This window comes from Umboniibacter marinipuniceus, from assembly GCF_003688415.1.
In the GTDB taxonomy this organism is placed as follows: Bacteria; Pseudomonadota; Gammaproteobacteria; order Pseudomonadales; family DSM-25080; genus Umboniibacter; species Umboniibacter marinipuniceus.
This window is the reverse complement of sequence record NZ_REFJ01000002.1, coordinates 217,146-238,944: the sequence shown is the minus strand read 5'-3', so window position 1 is coordinate 238,944 and position 21,799 is coordinate 217,146. Positions and strand designations below refer to the sequence as shown.

The 21,799-nt window shown below is 49.7% G+C and carries 23 protein-coding genes and 3 tRNA genes; 5 read left to right on the top strand and 21 right to left on the bottom strand.

The features are described 5' to 3' along the window. Positions 1–31 precede the first annotated feature (31 nt). Positions 32–697, bottom strand: a complete 666-nt coding sequence (locus tag DFR27_RS04840; protein ID WP_245962615.1) for a TetR/AcrR family transcriptional regulator — start codon at positions 695–697, stop codon at positions 32–34. 60 nt (positions 698–757) lie between these two features. Between DFR27_RS04840 and DFR27_RS04835 the strand changes: the two genes are divergently transcribed. Then, positions 758–1,618, top strand: coding sequence for an acyl-CoA thioesterase (locus DFR27_RS04835; RefSeq protein ID WP_121876334.1), 861 nt, complete (start codon positions 758–760; stop codon positions 1,616–1,618). Positions 1,619–1,689: 71 nt separating this feature from the next. Here DFR27_RS04835 and DFR27_RS04830 read toward each other — a convergent pair whose 3' ends face one another. From DFR27_RS04830 to DFR27_RS04760, 15 genes are all read right to left on the bottom strand, one after another. Beyond that, the gene (locus DFR27_RS04830) at positions 1,690–4,062 is read right to left on the bottom strand and encodes an ATP-dependent helicase C-terminal domain-containing protein (protein ID WP_121876333.1); all 2,373 of its coding nucleotides are present in this window, start codon (positions 4,060–4,062) and stop codon (positions 1,690–1,692) included. Positions 4,063–4,285: 223 nt separating this feature from the next. Beyond that, positions 4,286–4,672, bottom strand: a complete 387-nt coding sequence (locus tag DFR27_RS04825) for an MAPEG family protein (RefSeq protein WP_121876332.1) — start codon at positions 4,670–4,672, stop codon at positions 4,286–4,288. Between the two features lie 167 nt (positions 4,673–4,839). Further along, a tRNA-Leu gene (locus tag DFR27_RS04820) sits at positions 4,840–4,926 on the bottom strand. A gap of 22 nt (positions 4,927–4,948) precedes the next feature. Continuing rightward, positions 4,949–5,022, bottom strand: a tRNA-Cys gene (locus tag DFR27_RS04815). Positions 5,023–5,079: 57 nt separating this feature from the next. After that, positions 5,080–5,155, bottom strand: a tRNA-Gly gene (locus DFR27_RS04810). Between the two features lie 90 nt (positions 5,156–5,245). Further along, positions 5,246–5,803, bottom strand: a complete 558-nt coding sequence (pgsA, locus tag DFR27_RS04805; protein ID WP_121876331.1) for a CDP-diacylglycerol--glycerol-3-phosphate 3-phosphatidyltransferase — start codon at positions 5,801–5,803, stop codon at positions 5,246–5,248. Between the two features lie 42 nt (positions 5,804–5,845). Continuing rightward, positions 5,846–7,657 (bottom strand): excinuclease ABC subunit UvrC, encoded by a 1,812-nt coding sequence (gene uvrC / locus DFR27_RS04800; protein WP_211327567.1) that lies wholly within the window; start codon positions 7,655–7,657, stop codon positions 5,846–5,848. Next, positions 7,650–8,294: a response regulator gene (locus DFR27_RS04795; RefSeq protein ID WP_121876329.1), complete on the bottom strand. Its 645-nt coding sequence runs from the start codon at positions 8,292–8,294 to the stop codon at positions 7,650–7,652. The genes uvrC and DFR27_RS04795 overlap by 8 nt, the downstream gene beginning before the upstream one ends. A gap of 72 nt (positions 8,295–8,366) precedes the next feature. Continuing rightward, the gene (gene murB, locus DFR27_RS04790; RefSeq protein WP_170150780.1) at positions 8,367–9,389 is read right to left on the bottom strand and encodes a UDP-N-acetylmuramate dehydrogenase; all 1,023 of its coding nucleotides are present in this window, start codon (positions 9,387–9,389) and stop codon (positions 8,367–8,369) included. Then, on the bottom strand, positions 9,386–9,832 hold the full coding sequence (locus DFR27_RS04785; protein WP_170150779.1) for a low molecular weight protein-tyrosine-phosphatase: 447 nt from the start codon (positions 9,830–9,832) through the stop codon (positions 9,386–9,388). Before DFR27_RS04785 ends, murB begins: the two co-directional genes overlap by 4 nt. Continuing rightward, positions 9,829–10,581 (bottom strand): 3-deoxy-manno-octulosonate cytidylyltransferase, encoded by a 753-nt coding sequence (gene kdsB, locus DFR27_RS04780; RefSeq protein WP_121876327.1) that lies wholly within the window; start codon positions 10,579–10,581, stop codon positions 9,829–9,831. The genes DFR27_RS04785 and kdsB overlap by 4 nt, the downstream gene beginning before the upstream one ends. Next, positions 10,581–11,579, bottom strand: a complete 999-nt coding sequence (gene lpxK / locus DFR27_RS04775) for a tetraacyldisaccharide 4'-kinase (RefSeq protein ID WP_121876326.1) — start codon at positions 11,577–11,579, stop codon at positions 10,581–10,583. The genes kdsB and lpxK overlap by 1 nt, the downstream gene beginning before the upstream one ends. Then, complete coding sequence (locus DFR27_RS04770) at positions 11,576–11,989, bottom strand: ExbD/TolR family protein (RefSeq protein WP_121876325.1); 414 nt, start codon at positions 11,987–11,989, stop codon at positions 11,576–11,578. Before DFR27_RS04770 ends, lpxK begins: the two co-directional genes overlap by 4 nt. Then, a complete protein-coding gene (locus tag DFR27_RS04765) occupies positions 11,986–12,741 on the bottom strand; it encodes a MotA/TolQ/ExbB proton channel family protein (RefSeq protein WP_211327566.1) in 756 nt (251 codons plus the stop codon). Before DFR27_RS04765 ends, DFR27_RS04770 begins: the two co-directional genes overlap by 4 nt. A 10-nt stretch (positions 12,742–12,751) precedes the next feature. Continuing rightward, positions 12,752–14,767, bottom strand: a complete 2,016-nt coding sequence (locus tag DFR27_RS04760; protein WP_170150778.1) for a ComEC/Rec2 family competence protein — start codon at positions 14,765–14,767, stop codon at positions 12,752–12,754. Here DFR27_RS04760 and DFR27_RS04755 point away from each other — a divergent pair. Continuing rightward, the gene (locus tag DFR27_RS04755; protein ID WP_121876599.1) at positions 14,766–15,221 is read left to right on the top strand and encodes a flavodoxin family protein; all 456 of its coding nucleotides are present in this window, start codon (positions 14,766–14,768) and stop codon (positions 15,219–15,221) included. The genes DFR27_RS04760 and DFR27_RS04755 overlap by 2 nt on opposite strands. 109 nt (positions 15,222–15,330) lie before the next feature. Beyond that, positions 15,331–15,846 carry a DUF2062 domain-containing protein gene (locus DFR27_RS04750; RefSeq protein ID WP_121876323.1) on the top strand — a complete coding sequence of 172 codons (516 nt, stop codon included), beginning with the start codon at positions 15,331–15,333 and terminating at the stop codon, positions 15,844–15,846. A gap of 138 nt (positions 15,847–15,984) precedes the next feature. Here DFR27_RS04750 and DFR27_RS04745 read toward each other — a convergent pair whose 3' ends face one another. From DFR27_RS04745 to DFR27_RS04735, 3 genes are read right to left on the bottom strand one after another with little or no spacing between them, the layout of a single operon-like run. Then, entirely contained in the window at positions 15,985–17,208 is a 1,224-nt protein-coding gene (locus tag DFR27_RS04745; protein ID WP_121876322.1) for an FtsX-like permease family protein, read from the bottom strand. Continuing rightward, positions 17,208–17,888, bottom strand: coding sequence for an ABC transporter ATP-binding protein (locus DFR27_RS04740; protein WP_121876321.1), 681 nt, complete (start codon positions 17,886–17,888; stop codon positions 17,208–17,210). The genes DFR27_RS04745 and DFR27_RS04740 overlap by 1 nt, the downstream gene beginning before the upstream one ends. Next, complete coding sequence (locus DFR27_RS04735) at positions 17,881–19,095, bottom strand: ABC transporter permease (RefSeq protein ID WP_121876320.1); 1,215 nt, start codon at positions 19,093–19,095, stop codon at positions 17,881–17,883. The genes DFR27_RS04740 and DFR27_RS04735 overlap by 8 nt, the downstream gene beginning before the upstream one ends. Positions 19,096–19,180: 85 nt before the next feature. Between DFR27_RS04735 and DFR27_RS04730 the strand changes: the two genes are divergently transcribed. Then, positions 19,181–19,465, top strand: a complete 285-nt coding sequence (locus DFR27_RS04730; protein ID WP_121876319.1) for a hypothetical protein — start codon at positions 19,181–19,183, stop codon at positions 19,463–19,465. Next, positions 19,458–20,123, top strand: coding sequence for a glycerophosphodiester phosphodiesterase (locus DFR27_RS04725; RefSeq protein ID WP_147434519.1), 666 nt, complete (start codon positions 19,458–19,460; stop codon positions 20,121–20,123). The genes DFR27_RS04730 and DFR27_RS04725 overlap by 8 nt, the downstream gene beginning before the upstream one ends. Here the strand turns inward: DFR27_RS04725 and sthA are convergent. Next, positions 20,113–21,519, bottom strand: a complete 1,407-nt coding sequence (gene sthA / locus DFR27_RS04720; protein WP_121876317.1) for a Si-specific NAD(P)(+) transhydrogenase — start codon at positions 21,517–21,519, stop codon at positions 20,113–20,115. The two genes, DFR27_RS04725 and sthA, sit on opposite strands and share 11 nt — an antisense overlap. Positions 21,520–21,533: 14 nt before the next feature. Beyond that, positions 21,534–21,797, bottom strand: coding sequence for a (Na+)-NQR maturation NqrM (nqrM, locus tag DFR27_RS04715; RefSeq protein ID WP_121876316.1), 264 nt, complete (start codon positions 21,795–21,797; stop codon positions 21,534–21,536). Positions 21,798–21,799: the final 2 nt, after the last annotated feature.

The following is a 21,799-nucleotide window of genomic DNA, read 5'->3' as shown; positions in this document are numbered from 1 at the left end:
CAGGCTAAAAGAATAAATAATTCGTTTCGTATTATTCGCTCTTCGAATTAGGAGTGTGGTGCAACACACCAGCTCGGCCCATGTTGATGCCAATATCCTTCACAAACTCCATAAAGTCATCTTTATCCTTGAGGATCTCTGAGAAGAACGGAGAGTGCCAAAGCTCCACAGCTCCCTGAGCAAGCGCCCAGCAGATGCAGAAATGGTAAGCAGGATCAACGTCTTCCAGCGCGCCAATGCGAATCCGCTCCCCAATCATAGCGTTCAAGCCGTCGCGATTGGATGAACGCAACGAGTGAAGCTGACCAATTTGTTCCTCTACGCCGCCATCTGCCAGCAAACGCTCTTCGAGGCGCTGAAACAGGCGATCTCGTTCAGGATTACTTAGGCGAACATCAAAATAAATCCGAGCGGCTGCCGCCGATGACTCCTTAAGCGCTTCTTGGAGGCTCTCAGTTAGCTGGCGTTCATAATCAAGAAGCAACTGAATATAGATCTCACTCTTCGATCGGAAATGTTTATAGATAGTGCCCTTACCAATGTTAATATGCTCGGCAATACTCTCAACAGTTACGCGATCTTCACCGTACTTGAGTAACAGCTCTAACGCTGCGTCAAGAATGGCTTGCTCTCGGGCTCGAAAAAGCTGAACTTTTTTGTGCGCGCGCTCGATACTGGTTGAAGCCTGAGGTACCATCAATCCTATTCCTTAAATAACTGTGGGCGATTGAAACCTAATAATCACCGAGAATGACCTATGACGCAAATTTTAGAGCAATTAATCAAGATTTTGAACGTCCAAGCCAATAAAGATGGCATTTATTATGGAAATAGTACTTCAATGGGGCTACCTCGCGTGTTTGGTGGGCAAGTTATTGCCCAATCACTGCTAGCGGCAACAGATACCATTGATGGCCTACTTCCTCACTCACTGCACGCCTACTTTTTAAAGATTGGCGATCCCAACGAACCCATTGGCTATGAAGTGGATCGAATTCGTGATGGGCGAAGCTTTGCCACTCGACGAATTGTAGCGCGCCAACATGGTGAGGCAATTTTCAATATGTCATGCTCTTATCATGTTCAAGAGCCCGGTGTTGAGCACCAACTCGAAACCCCGGTTTTCCCCGAAGGACCAGAGAACTTTAAGTCAATGGCACAGCATCGGAACGAGCTTGCTGAGAAGATCCCGCAACTCGCTCATTTCGCGAAGATCCCCATTCCCCTGGATATTCGCCCCGTTGACTTTCTGGGCTTTATTAATCCCGAGACGGCCCCTGCAACGTCTATGGCATGGATCAAAGCTGACGGAATACTACCGGAGGACCAAATTATTCAGCGAGGTATTCTTGCCTACGTCTCAGATATGGGCCTGCTTGGCACCGCCGCGCGCCCCCATGGCGTGAGCTTCCTAGATCCTTCTATTATGGCGGCGAGCCTGGATCACTCTATGTGGTTCCATCATGACGTGAACTTGAATGACTGGCTACTTTACACCACCGATTCGCCCATCGCGGGCTCAGCACGAGCATTCACTCGCGGTGCATTCTATGACCGCACAGGCAAGCTCGTGGCATCAACCGCGCAAGAAGGCTTGGTCAGAAAGAAAAGTCGATAATCCTTTTAGGCTTGCTAAGTTGAGCTTTGGTTAACTTCGGTGACCACAGCAACGCTTAGGATGCCTGCCTGCTAACGCCGTCTTGTCATCCTCATGGGCGTTTCGTTAGCAGGATCCTCCGGCCAGTGATGCTTAGGATAACGCGCCCTCATCTCTTTACGAACCGCCTGATAACTCCCAATCCAGAAGCGACCCAAGTCACGTGTAGTCTGGATTGGTCTTTGTGCCGGACTGAGTAGCTCGAAAGTTAGCTCTACTTGGTTTGGGCTTACCCCTAACAGAACAACTTCACTTAAGCCGAAAACCCATTGTAAACGTAGGGAAACCTTCGCAACCACTTCGTTATCGTAGCTAGCATAAACGATTGGCGCCGAGCCCAGTGGCCCTGCCCACTGCTCAGGCGCGCTAGCATTCAACTGCTGTTGGGAGGCATAGTCCAAACTCTCCCTCAGTATGGTTTTGACGGACAACTTCCTTAACGTTTGTAGACTATCATTCGTACCAATTCGAGCCACAAGCCCTGTACACAAACGTGACTGACACGCCTCTTTGTCTAGCCCTAGACCCAACGCTAGTCGAATAGCTTCGTGTTCGAAGTCATTTCGCTGGCTGCTGCTCAGTAGCCCCCATACTTTGGTAACTTCTAAAGCACTTAGATATTCCCCCAAAGCATCACCCTTGAGAACGCTTCGCTGTTGTTCAACTTCAAATCGCCCATGGCGCTCAACCGCTAGCTGCCATAGTTGATCGTTGTCAAAGATGATGGTGGACTCTAACCTAGCAAAACGCTTACACAGAAGTTCAAACTCTGGCTTAGAAATCGCCAAGACCCTGGCGGCTGTTTGTTGTTGGCTACCCCAAGCTCCCGCCAGCCAAACCGTATCTGGACTTGAGGAAGAGGCAGGCTTCGACACGCTTATTATCTGGTTATCTGCGGTGCGGTAGTAGTTCCCATGCTCTCGTTTTGCCAACATCCGTGGTGCCGATGACACCAACGCCGAGGTGGCATTTAAGTCTCTACCAACCCGTTTACGCCTAGCAATGATGCGGACTATTTGTTGACGACGGCGTGTTTGAACCTTGTTGAGCACCACGGGTTCGGAAAGCCGAATCAACTCGCTGCCCCCACTAAGCTTACTCTCCAGCCCTAACACCTGACTGGTGACCAACTCAGTGTCTTTCGCTAAGAGAACAGCACGGGCAAGTGAAGCGGTTAAGGGAAGCTTGGCGGCGAGCTCGCCGAGTTCAGTCAGGGAATTGCCGCGGGCAAATTCAAACTGCTCCAGTCGCGTTAGCGTACGAGCCCAGCGACTCTGGTTAGGCGGTGCCAGCCATTGATAATCATCAGCATCCATTGACCCCCAATGCCCCAACAATAGCAGTAGCTCATCGATCGATTCGCGCTCAATGGGCGCAATAGATTGCTCATAGAGTGTGGCGTGACGCTGCTTTGACCATAGGCGCACACAGCGCCCCGCTCTGACACGCCCTGCGCGACCTGCGCGCTGACTGGCCGAAGCTTTGGAAATGGCTTCCCGACGCAACTCACTGTTGCCCGTAACGGGATCGAAATAGGCATTTTGCACTAACCCCATATCCACGACACTCCCTACGTCTTCAATAGTAATTGAAGCTTCGGCTAGGTTAGTTGAGAGAATAATTCGTGCTGAGCTAGCAGCTTGAGCTACCGCATACTGCTCCTTCGAGCTTAGGCCACCGTGTAGGACGTGCACGGGAATATCAGTACACTGCGCCAAATAGGCGCTTATTCCGCGCACATCACGCTGCCCAGATACGAAAACCAGCGTGGCGCCCTCCTCGGCTTCGGCAACCGTGATGATTGCTTGAGTGACCTGCTGATAATCATTGAGATCACAGGGAAGATATTGGGTAGTAATAGGAAAGCTTCTTCCTGCCACGGTCACCGGGGCAACGCTACTTAACTCGCTAGGTAGCGCTAAGCCGTTCATGGTGGCCGACATGAGTAATAGCTTCGCATTAAAACTATCTGCATAGAGAGAGTTTGATGCGGTGAACATCGCAAAACAGGCATCCGTCATGAGGCTTCGCTCATGGCACTCGTCAATAATCAGTAAATCGCCATCAAACTCATCCGGAGCGCTCGCCAAACGCCGAGCTAGTACGCCATCTGTGACATATTCTACCCTAGCGTTCGAACTCGAATTCTGAGTGTCACCCGTCACGAAGCCAATCTCGTCACCCAGTGCAGCACCATGAAAATCCGCGGCAAAACGAGCGGCACTGATTGCCGTGAGCGCCCGCGGTTGAGTCACGATCACGCGCCGATAGCCCGCCTGGGATAACAACCAAGGTGCAAGGATTGTCTTACCGGCGCCCGGCTCAGCACAGAGACTTGCATAGCCTTGATTGTTAAGCTGCCTATTTACCGAAGCGACCGCATTTTTTAACCCAATTTCTTGCATATTTAGAAATATCTACGATAGTTGAAGTACAGGCCTCGTCATTTCCCCCTTATCTCACGGGGCCAGTATTTTGAGAGATTAACACTCCCAAAAAACACTCCTAATGGTCTTGGCCCGGTTCTATGAATCGGGCATCTTTTTGGGCCAAACAAACCACTTAACAAATGCTCAAGCCACCCAGTCCACAGGCTGCGTTGCTCTCATCCAATTAAGCTTTGGCCTATCAGATAAAGAAGTGGATGACGTTAGCGAGTGCCATCACGGTGACAACAACCCAGGTTAATAATGTTCCCCAATAGCGGCCAAATGACGCGCCAGATGTCTTGGAGAAGCCCACCGCATGGAGCAATCTTGCTACCACTAGAACAACCCCTAGACCATGAAGCCATAGGTGACCTACCCCACCTAGCTCAAGCATCGCCAACAAAATCAGAGCGAGTGGCAAGTATTCAGTAGCGTTAGCATGAACACGAATACGACGCTCCATGTCCTCATTGGCACCATCGCCAATATTGACTTTGTGTTTCCAGCGGCCTTTCACCACACGGAAGGCCAACCCCATCCAAATCAAAGCAAGAATACCGGCATACAGAGCAGTAATATGTGTCATAAATTGTTCCCTATTATTATGGTGTAATGACGGCAAAGTATGCCGTCTAAACGCTAGTTTAAACTAGCAGACAGCGCTAAGCGAGGCGCAGCAGTTAGATAACTGAAAGCCGATAGATAAAGCACTAATACTAAGAAATTAATGTAACGAAGGTGTACAGAAAAGAATGGTGCCCGGGGCCGGACTTGAACCGGCACGACCTTGCGGTCGGGAGATTTTAAGTCTCCTGTGTCTACCAATTTCACCACCCGGGCAGGATGGCCCACTTATTAAAAGTGGAGGCGCGAGCCGGAGTCGAACCGGCCTACGTGGATTTGCAATCCAGTGCATAACCGCTTTGCTATCGCGCCTTTACAGATTTTCTCTTTATTGCTTATACGGAAGAAGCTTCCATATAAATAATAAATTGGAGCGGGAAACGAGATTCGAACTCGCGACCCCGACCTTGGCAAGGTCGTGCTCTACCAACTGAGCTATTCCCGCAAATTCTCAATTACTTTGTGCCTGAGAACGAGGCGTATTTTATGGACTCAGAAATTTGTGTCAACCTTTAATTTCAATAACTTAGCTAACTTATCGACCAGATTGCAAGATTACGGGCATCGCCGAACGTAAGTACCCTACCATCGACCAAATAGTGAGCAAAGTAGCCAACACTAGCAGTACATAACCAGGCCAAAACCCCCATGCAGTTGGTTCAGATGTAGATCCCATCAAAAAGCCAATCGCTAACATTTGTGCGGCGGTTTTCCACTTACCCACGGCGTCCACAGCAACTAAATGGCTTTGGCCAGCCTTCGCCATCCACTCGCGCAGTGCCGAAATGATGATTTCTCGGCCAATAATGATGATTGTGGCGATGGTTACCGAAATAGCCGGATAGTGAGTCGTAATCAGAATAAGCGCCACACTGACGGTTAGCTTATCGGCTACCGGATCCAAGAATGCCCCAAACGCGGATCCTTGATCAAGCCTACGCGCCAGATAACCATCAAGCCAATCCGTAAACGAGGCAACGCCAAAGAGAATACTTGCCCAGAAGCCTGCCCAAATCCAATCGAGGTAGAAAACGACAATGATAACGGGGATTAGGAGTACGCGAATTGTGGTAAGTATGTTGGGTATGGTCATTTTTAGTAATTCTAATGGAAGTGAGCTAATCCTACCTGAGCATCATTCGGGATGAAAGTGCTTATAAATCTTATCCGCTAATTTTTGTGAGACACCACCAACCCTGGTTAAATCTTGCTGCGAAGCGCGCTCAATCTGTGCTACCCCGCCAAAATGCCGCAATAGCGCTTGCTTCTTTGCCGGTCCAATCCCCTCAATACTATCTAGAACTGAGACGACGCGCTTTTTATCACGCCGTTTACGATGATTCTTGATGGCGTGATTATGCGCTTCATCACGAACCTGCTGAATCAAATGTAAAGCGGGGTCATGCGGCATTAGGTTAATTTCAGCAAAATCGCGACCCAGATATAACGTTTCTAAACCCGCCTTCCGAGTTGGTCCTTTTGCCACGCCAAGAATGCAAACACCCGAGATGGCCAGCTCATCCAACACTTCAATAGCCTGCTTCATCTGGCCTTTGCCACCGTCTATAATCAGCAGATCTGGGAGCGCGCGCTGTTTCTCGATGGCGCTCTGATATCGGCGTGTTAACGCCTGCCGCATGGCGGCGTAATCATCGCCAGCAGTAATGTCTTTTACGTTATAGGCGCGATAAGACTTCTTATCAGCACCATTCTCATCAAAAACAACACATGAAGCTACCGTTGCTTCGCCGGATGAATGAGAGATATCGAAACATTCAATATGATCGATACTAGGCTGAGCGATCGCCTCTCTTAGCGCCATCAATTTGCCGTAGAATACCCGCTTGCTAGCCAATCTTTGGCCAATATTCTCTTCAGCCGACCTACCAGCTAACTCCAACCACTTAGCTCTATCACCACGGACCTTGGTAGTTATGCTGAACCTACGCGACATGGACTCAGCGATTGCGGCGCTGAGTGTGGCGGTATTCGTTGGCTCGGTATTAACGATTAACTCCGCCGGTCGGTCTGGGCGATCATTGAGATAATAGTGTGCAATAAATTGCTCCAGCAGTGATTCTGGCGTTTCCTCTAAGCCCAGCTTTGGAAACCAGCTTTGATTCGCCACAATGCGACCGCCGCGTACTTCGAGCTGTTGAATAATGGCCAACCCCGCGCGGTACAGTACCGCGAGCACATCAACACTACCGTCGCGATTAAACACACCTTGGCGCTCTTGAATATGACGAATTGCGCTAATACGATCACGGCAAACCGCGGCTTCTTCGTACTGAAAGTTCGCAGCGTGCTCTTCCATTTCCTTGGCCAAGGCCGAGGTTAAGCGCTCGCTTCTCCCCTCCAGCACTGCCACCGTTGCGTCAACATCCTGCTTGTACTCGGCTTCGCTAATAAAGCCCACACAGGGAGCCTTACAACGTTTGATTTGGTACTGAAGGCACGGCCGTGAGCGATTGCTAAAAAACGTGTCGTCACACTGACGAAGCTGAAGCGCCTTTTGCAAATAGTTCAGACTATCTCTTACGGCTAGCCCACTAGTATAAGGTCCGAATAGCTTACCGAGCTTGGGCCGCTTACCTCGCAACATCTGCAATCGTGGAAACGTTTTGTGTGACGAGAGATAGATAAAGGGAAACGACTTATCGTCGCGCAGTAAGATGTTGTAAGGAGGACGATGCGTCTTAATTAGACTTTGTTCAAGCAGGAGCGATTCCGTCTCTGAACTGACAACGCTCACCTGAATATCGGCAATTCTTCGCACTAGCGCCATGGTCTTGAGCGGTTTGGGGCTGGCGTTAAAGTAGCTTGATACGCGCTTTCGTAGATTCTTCGCCTTGCCAATGTAGAGCAGTTTTTGCGAACTATCGTACATCATGTAAACGCCTGGCTGATTGGTTAAACCAGCAAGAAATCGCTCCGCATCAAACATCCGCGACAGCGCTCGCTTCTCGGCTTCTTTGGCGGTGAATAGCTAGAGCCAGTTCGACGTCACTGTTGACACAAAACTTCTCAAAAATTCGATAGCGGTAAGTGTTGATTGTTTTGGGGCTAAGCGCCAGCTGCTCGGCAATATCTGGCACCTTAATACCCTCGGCAATAAGTAGGCAGATCTGCGTTTCTCGTGCCGACAAGTGTTCAAAATAGTTAGCCTTAGAAGACTTATACCTATCCTTAAGCAACTGAGATTCATCACAGAGGAAGGAACCACCCTGCATCACCGATCGAATTGCCTCTTCGAGTTTCTCACCACCAATTGACTTACTAATATAGCCTGACGCACCTGCTGCGAGTGCCGCATCGATACACAGTACGTCCACCGACCCTGAGAGCATGATAACGTGCGTAGCCGGTGCCATGCGTTTAATACGACGCGTAGCTTCAATCCCCCCCAGCCCCGGCATATTAACGTCCATCAGCACCACATCGGGCTGATGTTGTTGCACCTGCGCCAGCGCTTCAACACCGCTAGATGCCGCCAACACCACACCGCCGAAATCGAAGGAACGAAGCATATAAGCCATTCCCGTTCGGACAAGTTCGTGATCATCAGCAATAAGTATTTTCATTCTTTACAGGCCATTCAAGAGATAGAATCAGTGTAATAATTTCAACTGTCTAGCTCAACTACTTAATCGGCATCAGCCAAGCAATTGGGGCTCTCGCTCCAGTTTAACGCCGAACCGGGCTGCTACTGTTCGAATAACTTCAGTTTCTGCTCGAACGAGATCGCCGTAGCTTCCTGCCTTTGGGTTAGTCATCACTAATGCTTGCAAATGATACGGCTGAAAACCGCCAGCGAGCTCGCTGCCGCGCAAACCACACTGATCAATTAACCATGCTGCAGCAAATTTGACCTGATCACCCAAACGCCAGTGTGGAGCTTGAGGAAAACGTTCAAGCAGCTCATCCGCTTGGCTACGCTCGAGAATGGGATTTTTGAAGTAACTACCGCTATTGGGTAGCACACTTGGGTCAGGTAATTTGCTTGAACGCAACGCAATAACCTCATCAGCCACACGCTTAGGCGTCAACGCTTTCAGATCGGCTTGACTCGTCAAATTGGAGAGTCCTGCGTAGGACAGAACTGGCTTAGGCACTTTAGACAGAGATAGCAGCACCTGAAGAATTACATAGCGTCCACGAGCACTTCCCTTAAAAATTGATTCACGGTAGCTGAGCGCACAGTCGTTTGCGCTCAAAGTTAGACAAGTTTTGGTGTTCAGGTCAAAGACCTCAACCGCTAAGAGGACGTCGGCCAGCTCAACACCGTAGGCCCCAATATTCTGCACGGGAGCAGCACCTACGGTTCCTGGAATCAACGCCAAATTCTCGATTCCCCACCACCCTTGACCAACCGTATACTCCACCAAATGATGCCAATTCTCCCCCGCCGCAACCCGCAGTTGTATTGACGCTTCGTCCTCACTCACTTGGTGAATACCGCTGAGTGCGACATGGCAGCATAAGCCTGCCACATGGCTCACGGGCAATGTATTGCTGCCCTCACCCAATACATGAAGCGCTATGGCCTGTTGCTCACTAAAGCTAACGGCTTCCTGAAGTTCAGCAACGGACTTCACCGCACAGTAATACGCCGCATTGCTCCCTAATGCCATGGTGTTAAGTTGCTTGAGGTTGAAATCCGGCTTGATATCAATCATTGCTTTATTTGTTCCCATAGCCCGCTACAGCCGGACTGAATCTGAGCGAAGCATAACTCAAAGCCGTCTTGAGCTTCATAATAGGGATCAATCACATCCCCACTATACTCATTACTATAGCTTAGCAGCAGCCGAACTGGCGTATGGTCACCAGCAGGGCGAAGCCGCTCGACGTCCCGACGATTTTGCTCATCCATTACAATGATGAGATCATGCTGAACGAAGTCCGCGGCGGTAAATTGGCGCGCTCTTAAATCTGAAGCGTCTACCCCATGACTTGCTAACGTTGCCAACATTCTTGAGTCTGGCGCTTTGCCGATATGCCACGATCCCGTTCCCGCCGAATCAAGGGTCACCCCCTCAGATTGAAACGCCGACCGGTAGATTGCTTCGGCTGACGGCGAGCGACAGATATTCCCTAGACACACAAACAGTAATTTCACTGCGGATGATCCTCGAACCATGCCCGCACTGAGGCCAGATCCTCAGGGGTATCCACCCCGCCCGGAACCAACGCGCAGGCCGGCTCAACGTGAATTCGATGGCTGTGATCCATGAACCTTAATTGCTCGAGTTTTTCGGTCAACTCTAATGGCGCTGGAGCCCAACTCACAAATTGATGGAGAACATGCACTCGATAGGCGTAAATTCCGATATGTCGAAACGCACCGCACTGCGGCAGTTGCTGCGCATCGTCACGGGGCCAAGGCATGGGGGCTCGGGAGAAATAAAGTGCTCTCTGCTGCTGATCTGCCACCACCTTCACCACGTTTGGATTTACGAAATCACCATAGCGTTCAATGGGTTCACTCAGCGTACTAACACTCACATCACTGTTATCGGCGCAGTTTTTTGCCACCTGCTGAATTACCGCCGGAGGAATCAATGGCTCATCCCCCTGCACATTGACGATCACCTCGTTGTCCGACCACTGCATCTTAGCCGCCACTTCCTGTAAGCGATCCGTCCCTGATTCATGATCATCGCGAGTCATTACCACCGTTGCGCCAAAACGCTCGCACACCGATTGGATACGTGGATCATCTGTGGCAATCACTACGTCAATTGCTCCTACCTGACAGGCCTGCTGCCAAACACGTTGAATCATGGGTAGACCACAAATATCGACAAGCGGTTTTCCCGGTAATCTTGAGGAAGCGTAGCGAGCTGGGATTACAATGTGAAAATTCATTAGCTAAACTCTTGTTGTTTTTGACTAAGTAGAGCATCTAACTGGGAATAGAATTCATCCCCGAGCTCTGCCTTAATGGTGATATACAGACTAGATTGTGGTGCAATGGAAATCGCTTTCACCGCATCTTTTTCAGTCATCACTATGCGTGAAGTGGCATCAATGAAGTCAGTTTGTCGATAGGCATGGTGATCACCAAAGCGAATATGCCGGTCCCAAGCAATATTCTGCGACTTAACAGTTGCTTCAAAGCGATCCGGATTGCCGATACCACTGATGAGGGTAACGTTGGTGTTTGGCTTAGATTGCAGACTCTGATCATTGACAGCTCGCCACTCTCCCGGGGCAACCGTCATGGTGAATTCCGCTTCATGACCAATACTACAATTCACCTGGATACTATCGCCATGATTAACCACCACGAGATCACAGTTTGCTAGTCTACTCTCGGGCTCTCGTAGGGGACCCATTGGAAGGAGTGCACCATTACCGATCTTGCGTTCACCATCAAGGACGCAAACTTCAACGGTGCGGATCAGCGGGTAATGCTGCAAACCATCATCGGCCAAGATCACATCACATTCCCGCGCAGCTAGCTCTGCCGCTTTGGCACGCTGTGCGCACAAGAACACCGCGGCGCCGCGACTAAAATGAATGAGTGGCTCATCACCAACTTCAGCCGCGCTGTGGCCACGATGAACTTTGACAACTTCCTCGCCGGACAGCGAACCGCCGTAGCCACGGCTAATTACACCAACGCGGAGGCCCTTGGCTTGAAAATGACCAATAAGCGAGGCAATTAACGGTGTCTTGCCGGTACCACCCACCGTGATATTGCCTATGACAATTACGGGGACACCACCTACTAGCCCTAACTGCCTCGAACTAAAGCGTTTAGCCGCAAAATAGCCCACTAGCCACGACAGGGGAGCCAGTAAACGAAGTATGCCTGGAGAACTTTGGTACCAGTGATTGAGAAAAAATTGCTTTACGCTCATTCGCTTTGTTGGCTAGTGGCTAGATGAACTTTACTATAGCCTGATTTCCCCACGGCATCGAGTACTGTTACCACCATCTGATGTGTTGCGGTTTTATCAGCCTCGATAGCCACGGTTATATCCGTACCGCTAAGCCCGGTTTCTTGTAGCGCGCTCACAATGGTTTCAGCGTCGGAATTTGGTAGCGCAATACCGTTGACCGTAATCAAACCGGTAGCTTGAACCGCGATGCGGATATCAGCTTCTGCTCGCTCGGCTTCGTTGCTCGCTTGCGGTAAGTCAACGGAAAGCTCACTTTCGGTTTTGAACGTTGTGGTGACCATAAAGAAAATTAACAGCAGAAAGACCACATCAATCAGCGGAGTTAAGTTGACCCCTTCTCTGGTTTTGCTGCGACGAGCGAACTTCATGAGCTTTCTTCACCCTTCTTCGAAGTGTTTTTCTTCGTTGCGGTTTTCTGGGCGACAGCCTTCTTAACAGGTGCTTTTTGCTCAGTTGCCGATGCTTTTGCTGGCACTCGCTTTGCGGCGCTATTTTTCGCTGGGGATTTTATCGACGGTTGGGCGAACATCGCATCAACGAATTTCACGCACTCTTTTTCAAGGCTAACCGCAATAGACTCAATTCGACGGCCAAAATAGCGATCAAGCATTGTGGCTGGAATCGCGACACTCAGTCCCGCTGCGGTAGTGATTAGCGCTTTACTAATCCCTCCTGCTAGTAAACTTGCGTCACTAGTACCCTCGGTAACAATGGCGGCAAAAACATCAATCATGCCGGTAACGGTGCCCAGCAACCCAATTAGCGGGGCAATGGTGGCGATCACACCCAATGCGGTAAGAAAACGTTCAAGATCATGAAGCACTTGACTCGCTGCCGCCTCCATACTCTCCTTAACGGTATCTCGACCATGCGAAGCGTTAGCAATACCCGCGGCAAGAATGTGCCCCAAAGGAGAACTGTTACGGAGGCTTCGAAGCTTGTCGTTACTGAGCTGCCCTTGATCTTTGTACTGATGCCAGACCTCTGCGGTTAAATTCTTTGGCAAGATGTTAGTTGGAAGCAACGCCCAATAGCGCTCCAACGCAATAGCTACCACTGCTATAGAACATAATACGAGCGGCAGCATTAGCCAGCCACCTGCCATTAAAATATCGTACACAAACTACCCCTTAATTCACCGAGACCTCGCAGTCTTTAGTGGAAATGAGTTCTAAACAACTTAATCGGATCAACTCAACGTCATCCACCTCCGAAAAGGTTATAGCGCCTACCTTAGCTGTGACAAGTGTTTTAACGCCAAATTGTGATAATTTATGAATTACTGTCGCTGAAGGGTGGCCAAATCGATTGTCTTGACCTGCTGAGATGATCGCGATATTTGGATTTAACTGGCTAAGTAAGGCGTAGGATGTTGAGGAAGCACTTCCGTGGTGAGCAAGAACCACCACATCAGCGCTAAGTGAAGGCCACATTCGCAGCATCGCCAATTCATCCTTTATGCTCATGTCGCCAAGGAGCAAAAGGCGCTTATTTCCCAGTTCAATTAGCCATGCGCAGCTATGACCGTTATTTCTTTCGTGGCGCTTGGCATAACGAGGCCAGAGCACCAAGCTTCTTGCTTCACCCACTTGCCAGCGCTGTCCTGCGATGCATAGCTGCTCCCCGTCAAAGCGATGAGCTGGGAGCAATGCCCTAAACGCTTTTAGCCCACCGGCGTGATCCGCATCACCATGACTAAGAAAGTAGTTGGCTGAGATTGGCTTCAACGTGGCCATTAACGGCCAAATTGTCCGTTCGATCACCGCACCGAACTCCTCGCTACCATAACCGGTATCATACAGACTAAATGTACCCTGGGAGAACACACTTAGCGCGCTGCCCTGCCCCACGTCATGGACCCTTATCTGACTTAGTTTTGCGTTAGCCGTCCAACCTGTTAGCAAAATAAAGCAGGCAAGTAATCTTAGCGAGTACGGACTAATCACCGCTAGATACAAACAGCCAATAAACAGCCCGAGGTACCAGTCCGCACTCACTGTGAGCCAACCAGGATACGCCGTGGGTAGCCAATTGATGATATGCTGCAACAGTTGCTCCACACTATTGGCGGGGGCCGTTAGCGGAACGATCAGTGCAGTGAGCGCCGCCGGCACAACTAGCCCCCACAACGGCACAACAATCAAGTTAGCGGCGAATGACTGAAAAGGATTGGTGGGAAGTTGACTAACCCCTCCGGCCAGCAGGCTCATAAAGAATTGTGCCGTACTAACCTTAGCGATTTGGCCACCTCTAGCACCTACATAAATGAGCAAAATACATAGCACCGCGCTAAAGGAATACCAAAAGCCCGGACGCCAGAGTAGCCCCGGAGACCAAAGCACAAGAACAAGCGCTACGGCTGCAAGGATTGCATAGCGATTCATAGCTCTGGCTAACCACCAAGTAACAGCCGCCAAGAGAATCATTAGCCACACTCTCCCTACTGCAACACCCCATACAACGCATAGTAAATAACCGCCAATGGCCGCTAAACTCAAACAGCGCGCGGTATAGAGGCCAAAGAAGCGTCTCGACAGCCAGCCTATAGTTAAATAGATAATACCGATATGAAGACCGCTCACCACGAAGAGATGTAATGTACCCGAGCGTTGCAGCTGCTCTACCTCTGATTCCTCCAGTAAGTTGAAATGTCCGAGAACCAAAGCTCGTAACCTTGGGTGCGCAACGTATTCCGGCTCAGTTAGCTGCTGAGGACAAGTGCTCACAAAACTGTCCGAATAGCTATATGGCTGCAATTGCTGCTGACGCTGAAGTCGGTTGCCATAGTCTTCTGGAGCCGGTCGATAGCGCCAGCTCAAGGCACCGCTGAACTTACAGTTGGGCTCAACCGTTATCCCCTTCGCTATGCGCACACGAAGCTCACTGCCGACAAAACTCAGCTGCTGTGAAAATAGGCTTTGATTGACCTCAGCTACGCGAGCCTCGATACTTCTGGGTAGATCTGTCAGCCGTGAATAGTGCTGAGCGCTAAAGATCACAGCTAAGAGCACTACCAGATAAGGATGACGACGCCAAAGCAACAGCAAACTTAAAATCAGCAAGCCATACCACCACCCCGCGAGCGCGACATAATTTGCTATCATCCAAACAAGCAGTATGAGAATGAGCATAATGACAACAAACATGAAGACCCTCCTACTTGTTAAGCACAGTAAGACTGGCAATACGCAACAATTATGCGATGCCTTCATTGAAGGTGCCGAACGCGTATCGGGCGTTAAAGTTCGGGTAGTTGAAGCGCTTCAAGGGGGACCAGAAGACTTAATGAACGCCTCGGCACTGGTCATTGCGACGCCTGAGAACTTCGGCACAATGTCAGGCGCAATAAAACACTTCTTTGATCAGACTTATTATGAAGTGGAAGCGCTTCAGCTTGCACTACCGTTTCAGTTAATTATTAGCGCTGGTAACGATGGAACCGGCGCCGAGAAGGCGCTCCAACGTATTCTCACCGGCTACCGCTATCGGCAAATTGGTGACACGCTCCTCGTTAAAGGAGAACCGCAAGATAGCCACCTAATTTCGGCTAGAGAATTAGGCGAATCAATGGCTGCCGCCCTAGAATTGGGTATTATTTGAACGGTTTTTAGTTAGTAGCTCATTATTAAATCGCTTTCCCCGCGTTTTAATAGATTTTTCGACCCAACGGGCACATAATTAAACAACTAATTTGAAACCAAAGACTTAAATGGCCAAAAACTTCTTTAAAAAGATCATGCCTGACCCTCAGTATATTCGTGAGCATAAAGGGCTGGCTTGGATTCAACATTGGTTGGCCGACGGCAGCCTATGGCACTTAAATCGTCGTTGCGTGGCACGAGCTGTCTTTATTGGCATATTCTGTAGCTTCCTCCCCATACCATTTCAGATGCTTGCCGCGGCGGCACTCGCCGTGTTATTTCGTGCCAATATTGCACTGTCTGTGGTATTGGTGTGGATTAGCAACCCCCTTACAATGCCCATCCTCTTCTATGGGGCCTATCGCGTTGGACTTCTACTACTTGGACAACCACCTATCCCAATGCCCGAAGAACTGACTCTTGTTTGGCTTGGCGATCAGCTTGCCACTTCGTGGCTTCCATTCTTAGTTGGCTGCGTCAGTTGTGGACTCTTCTTTGGTGGTATTGGCTGGTTTGTGGCACGAGGATTTTGGCGATTTCACGTAGTCAACGCCTGGCAGAAGCGACGTAATCGTAACAACTAGCGGCGTAATCGTAACAGCTAGCGGCGTAATCGTAACAGCTAGCGGCGTAATCGTAACAACTAGCGGCGTAATCGTAACAACTAGCGGCGTAATCGTAACAACTAGCGGCGTAATCGTAACAACTAGCGAAGCAAGCAATTAGATCTCTAACTGCAAAACCTTCGCCGGATCTACCCGTGACGCACGCCAAGCGGGAAAAACGGACACCAACGAGCTCGCACAAATAGCCACCCCCGCCACCAAGGCAATGGTCTCGACTTTTAAGAATACTGGGATGAAATCAACGGGGTAAACGTCGGAGCTTAGCAGTGTTACGCCGCTAAACAGCTCAATTAGCTCACCTAACCAAGGTAGCACTAGGCACACCAGAATACCTGCCAAAATTCCCTTTAACGCGGCGTAAACGCCAACCATAAAGCCCTGACTCACAAAGATTCGCATGATCGCAAAGCGAGAAGCGCCCATTGACCTGAGGATGGCAATATCAGATTTTTTCTCAATTACCACCATCGTCAAGGTTGTCACAACATTAAAAACGGCCGCCAGAATAATCAGTAACAGCAGTAAGTTAATCATCTGTTTTGAGGTCTGGATGGCGAACGAAAGCTGGCGGAATTGGCGCTGCCAGCTTTTCGATGTATAACCGCCCCCAAGGCTTTCTGAAATCAGTAGCCCGGTTATATCAGCGCGATAAAGATCGGTCAGCTTAAGCTTAATACCGTCAACACGACTTCGCTTCAGCCAAGCTTGAGCGGAATCAATCGTAGTTATTGCCAGCACCTGATCGAGCTCTGTGCCTGACGCAATAATCGCAACCACCTTAAGCCGTCGGATAGTGGGCTGAGTAGTGGCGGAATCGCCCGGAATCATTAGCGTAAATAACTGCCCTACCGAGAGATCAAGTTTCTCGGCAATTCCTGCTCCCAATACAATTGATTCGCCATCACTCAACGCTGAAAGATCGCCGGCTTCCACAAAATTAGCCAAAGGGCTAAACTGCGCCTCCAACTCAAGATCAACCGCGGAGAGCATACCCGGCGCAACCGTCGTGCCACTCTTAAACAATACCGATTGATTAATATACGGTGCAGCCGAAGTAACCTCGGGAAGCGCCTCCAATACCTCAATAGTTTGCTGCCACTCCTCAATACCGCCGTAACGACTTAATTCGACATGGGGTACTAAGTTTAAGATACGCTCTTCTAGTTCGCGTTCAAAACCATCAATGACGGCAATCACCACCACTAAAATAGCTACCGACAGCGCGAGCCCCTTGCCTGCGAGGCTGGAAATAAATCCAATTAGAGAGCCCTGTTGGCTAACTTTTGAGTAACGCTGACCCACATCAAAACTAAACCGCATTAGTGGTCCTCTAGTTTGCCGTTGGTAAGCGTAAGTACCCTATCGGCGTACTCGGCAAAGCTGGGATCGTGGGTGACGATCACAAACGCTGTAGAAGCTGAACGACTCAGCGTCTTGATCAGATCGCGAACTTCAGATGCTGTTTCCACATCCAAGTTACCGGTTGGTTCGTCCATCAGTACCACTGCGGGGCTATTGGCTAGCCCCCGCGCAATGGCAACACGCTGTCTTTCACCTCCAGAAAGCTGGTTCGGGCGATGCTTTGCGCGGTCCGAAAGGCCGACTTTAGCCAGCAAATCTAGCGCGACAACACGCGCCTTCGCGCTGCTCATGCCAGCGATACGAAGTGGCATAGCCACATTTTCCAGCGCACTAAACTCGGGCAGAAGGTGGTGAAATTGATAGACGAAACCAAGTGAATGGTTACGCACACGATCACGCTCTCGCTCGCCTGTCTTCTGCCAACAACAGTCCGCCAACGTGACTTCACCTGAGTCTGGGTGATCGAGGCCTGCTAGCAAATTCAGCAAGGTTGATTTACCACTTCCGGATTTGCCAACAATCGCCACCATCTCACCTTCATGAACCGTCATTGCCAAATCACGGAGAATGGGTAATTCATTCTGACCTTGAAGATAGGATTTACTGATGCCTTGGGCTGACAACATAACTCTATTCATAGTTTAACGCTTCCGCTGGTTCAATGGTTAAAGCCTTCTTCACGGGATGCCAAATAGCGAAAGTTGCAATCACCGCCGTGGCGATGTTAACGAGCGCAACGTCCCACCAATCAAGAGAGGTTGGCAGATAGTTAACGTAGTACACACTAGGATCAAAGAGATACACGCCAAGCGTATCCTGAACCCAATTACTAAATTCTCTGAAGTAGAGGCTCAACAGCACGCCAATGCTTGAGCCGAGTAGAATTCCAGAGCCGCCAATTATCAACCCCTGAAACGCAAATATGCGCCCTGCGGCATGACGAGAGAGCCCCTGTGTTCTTAGTACCGCAATGCTCTTACGTTTATTGAGTACCTGCATGGAGAGCGCGGCGATAACATTAAAGGCCGCCACCGCCACAATCGCTAGCAGGACGAAAGAGGTGATGCGTTTCTCCATCGCGATTGCGGCGAAGAGCGCCTGATGCTTATCCTGCCAGGAGCTCACGTGAGTGATCCCGCGTTGAACTTCAAGACGCTGAATAAGTGGTGCTAAATCAAACGCTCTATTGGTGCGCACCGCCAACTCTGTTTGGTAGTCACCCGCTCGCGTCAATAATTCGCCAACCTTCAGTGGGATATATACCTGCGACGTGTCAGTGTCCGAATTAGTACTATAGAGACCGATAATTTTTAACGTTTTGCTTCGAGGAAAAAGACCGGCTGGGGTCGAACTAAAGCTAGGGAGCAGTAACGTAAGTGAATCTCCCACCTGCAACCGCCACCGTCGAGCCTGAAGCTGACTAATAACGATATGAAAGCGATCATCACGCTCTAGCCAACGTCCGTCCACGAGGTATCCATTCATTGGCACCACAAGAGGATAGCTGTCGAAGTCAACCGCATTGACCTCCACGCCCTGAAGTTGCGAGGCAGACTGCCCAATTGCGGTAAAGCGCAGCACCGGCGCAACAGCCAGGATATCTGGGTCTGATAGGCTAGCTGAATAATCGTGAGAAGGGTTCAATAGAAGGTGGGGTTCCGCCGCGACCACGCGAGCGCGGATTTCATCGGAGAAGCCATTTAACACCGACATAACCGTGATTAGACTGCACACACCTAGGGCGATTCCAAGGACCGAAGTGAGGGTGATAAATGAGGCAAACCAGCCGGCATGTTTAGCGCGCAGGAATCGCCAGGCAACTGAAAGCAGAAATCTCTGCGTCATGTTTCACAATATCCAATAGCAGTAACTGAGTGTTAATTTTCTCCATGATACACTGCTACAATGAATTCACACTATGGAAAATGTTATGAAACTTGCTGTTGTTTGTTTATTGCTTAGCCTCACACTTGTATCGGCTGATGTTCTATCCGAAGAAATCGTGATTCCTGTGGGTCAACAGGGTAATAATGAACTCACGCTACCCGCCAATGGGCAAACGCAATTGGAAGTACTCACGGCGTTCGGTGAACCAGCTAGCGAGTCAATGCCAATTGGTGATCCAGCCATCAGCAAGTGGCACTATGAGCACTTTATTGTTGTTTTCGAGGAAGACCGTGTTTTGAGCGCAGTAAGAAAGGTTGAAAGTGAGTGAAATACTTGGTCATCGCGGATGCAGGAAACGCTTCCACGATAACACCATGGAAGCGTTTTGGGCGGCCTACGAATACCACTGTGACGGCATAGAACTCGACGTACGTCCCACTGCAGACGGTCGCTTAGCGCTCTATCACGACAACAAACTCGGCGCTAAAGCCATTCATGAAAGCACTAGCAGTGAAATTATTGCTACCGACTCTCGCATCCTCTTTGACGATCAACTTGCTCAGCTACCGCCCTACCCCGGCATGATTCAACTCGAACTCAAACCGGCACCGCTTAGCATTTGGCAACAGCAGTTCGCGCTCGTTGCAGCGTTTGCCAAAGAAAACCCGAACGTTGTTCTAACCTCGTTTGATAGACGATTACTAGCAATGATTAACAGAGATCACCATGAACTCCGACGCGGGCTGCTCGTTGACAAATTGGACTGTAACCCGGTTGGGTTAGCGTGGGGCTTGGGCTGCGAACTCATTGCCGTACGCAACAACAGTGTAAGCTTAAGTCTGATTAAGAAGGCAAAATCGCACGGACTAGCCGTAAGTGTGTGGACGGTAAATAGTTTGAAGAGAGCGAAATCTTTGCGGAAATTAGGGGTCGATCAGATAATCACTGACCGCCCCTGGGCGTTTTGTCCGCAGCTTAATCGTTAAGACGACCAACCCGCTCTAGCCCTTCCAATGCCGCGACACGATAAGCCTCGGCCATGGTTGGGTAATTAAACGTTGAGTTCACAAAGTACTCAATACTGTTATTACCAGCAGGCTGATTCATCACCGCTTGACCAATATGAATAATCTCCGATGATTCGGCACCAAAACTATGAACTCCAAGTATCTCCAGTGTGTCCACATGGAACAAGAGCTTCAGCATACCTACTTCATCACCGGTAATTTGTGCACGAGCAATATTCTTAAAGAACGCTCGACCTACTTCGTATGGGATACGCGCAGCGGTCAATTCGCTTTCCGTCTTACCGATTGAGCTAATCTCCGGCAGAGTATAAATACCGGTAGGTACATCATTAACAAATCTGACCTGTTCACCACCAAGCATGGCTGCCGCCGCTGAACGACCCTGATCGTAAGCCGCTGACGCTAGCGCTGGCCAACCAATGACATCCCCCGCACCATAAATATTCTCTACCTCGGTACGATAGCTCTCATCAACTGAAATCTGGCCACGGTGATTCGCCTTAAGACCGATAGCCTCGAGATTCAAATCGCTGGTGTTACCCGTTCTACCGTTACAGAACAAGATGGCATCACCGCGAAGACGTTTACCGGAGGCTAAGAACAGTGTCACGCCGTCGTCGTCTACTTCTAGACGCTCTTCCTCTTCGTTGTGACGAACGTTAACGCCCATATCACGCAGGTGGTAGCCTAAAGCATCAGAAATTTCATCATCAAGGAACTCAAGTAAACTTGAACGAGTATTAATAAGGTCTACATGAACACCTAAACCCGCAAAAATACTCGCGTACTCACAACCAATGACACCCGCACCATAGACAATCAGCGTCTTGGGGGTGTTATTAAGATGTAAGATTGAGTCCGAACAAAACACGCGCGGATGATTAAAGTCCATATGAGCAGGGTGATAAGGGCGTGAACCAGTGGCAATCAGCACGTTCTTGGCGCTAATTTTCTCTTCAATACCCGACTCCCCGGCTACATCAACGGTATTCGCGTCAACAAACGAGGCAACACCCGTAACAACCTTAACGCCATTACGCGCTAGCATCTCAGTGCGTAGCTTGACTTGCTTACGAATAACTCGCTCAGCTTGCTTAAGCACCTTGGGATAGCCAAAAATCTGTGGCGCATCAACGTCACGAAACATCGGCAAGGTATTGAACTGAATAATGCGACGAACAGCTTGTCTTAGCGCTTTTGAAGGTATGGTGCCTTTGTGAGTGCAATTACCACCCACGAAGTGTTGTTCCTCGATCATACATACACGCTGATCCAGCTTTGCGGCGTGCAGTGCTGCCCCTTCACCAGCGGGGCCAGAACCAATAATAAGTAGATCGTAATCGTACGACGGCATAAATTACTCCGTTTTTATTTTTTTGTTGCGTCGTTGAACAGTGGCTGTAAAGTTCCGCCGACTGCTAAAACATCTTGCTTTGCAGCTTTTTTCTTGCGCTGCTTCTCTTCATCACACAGTGTGTCATTACCACCACAAATGTCGCAATCTTCCTTCATGCCAATGGTATTAAGGCCACCGCATGAACCGGCAATGGGCTTGTTGCCCATAATAACGCCAACGGCCATCGCCCCGACTAACACTGCAAAAATAACAACACTCAATATGATAGTTAGCATGA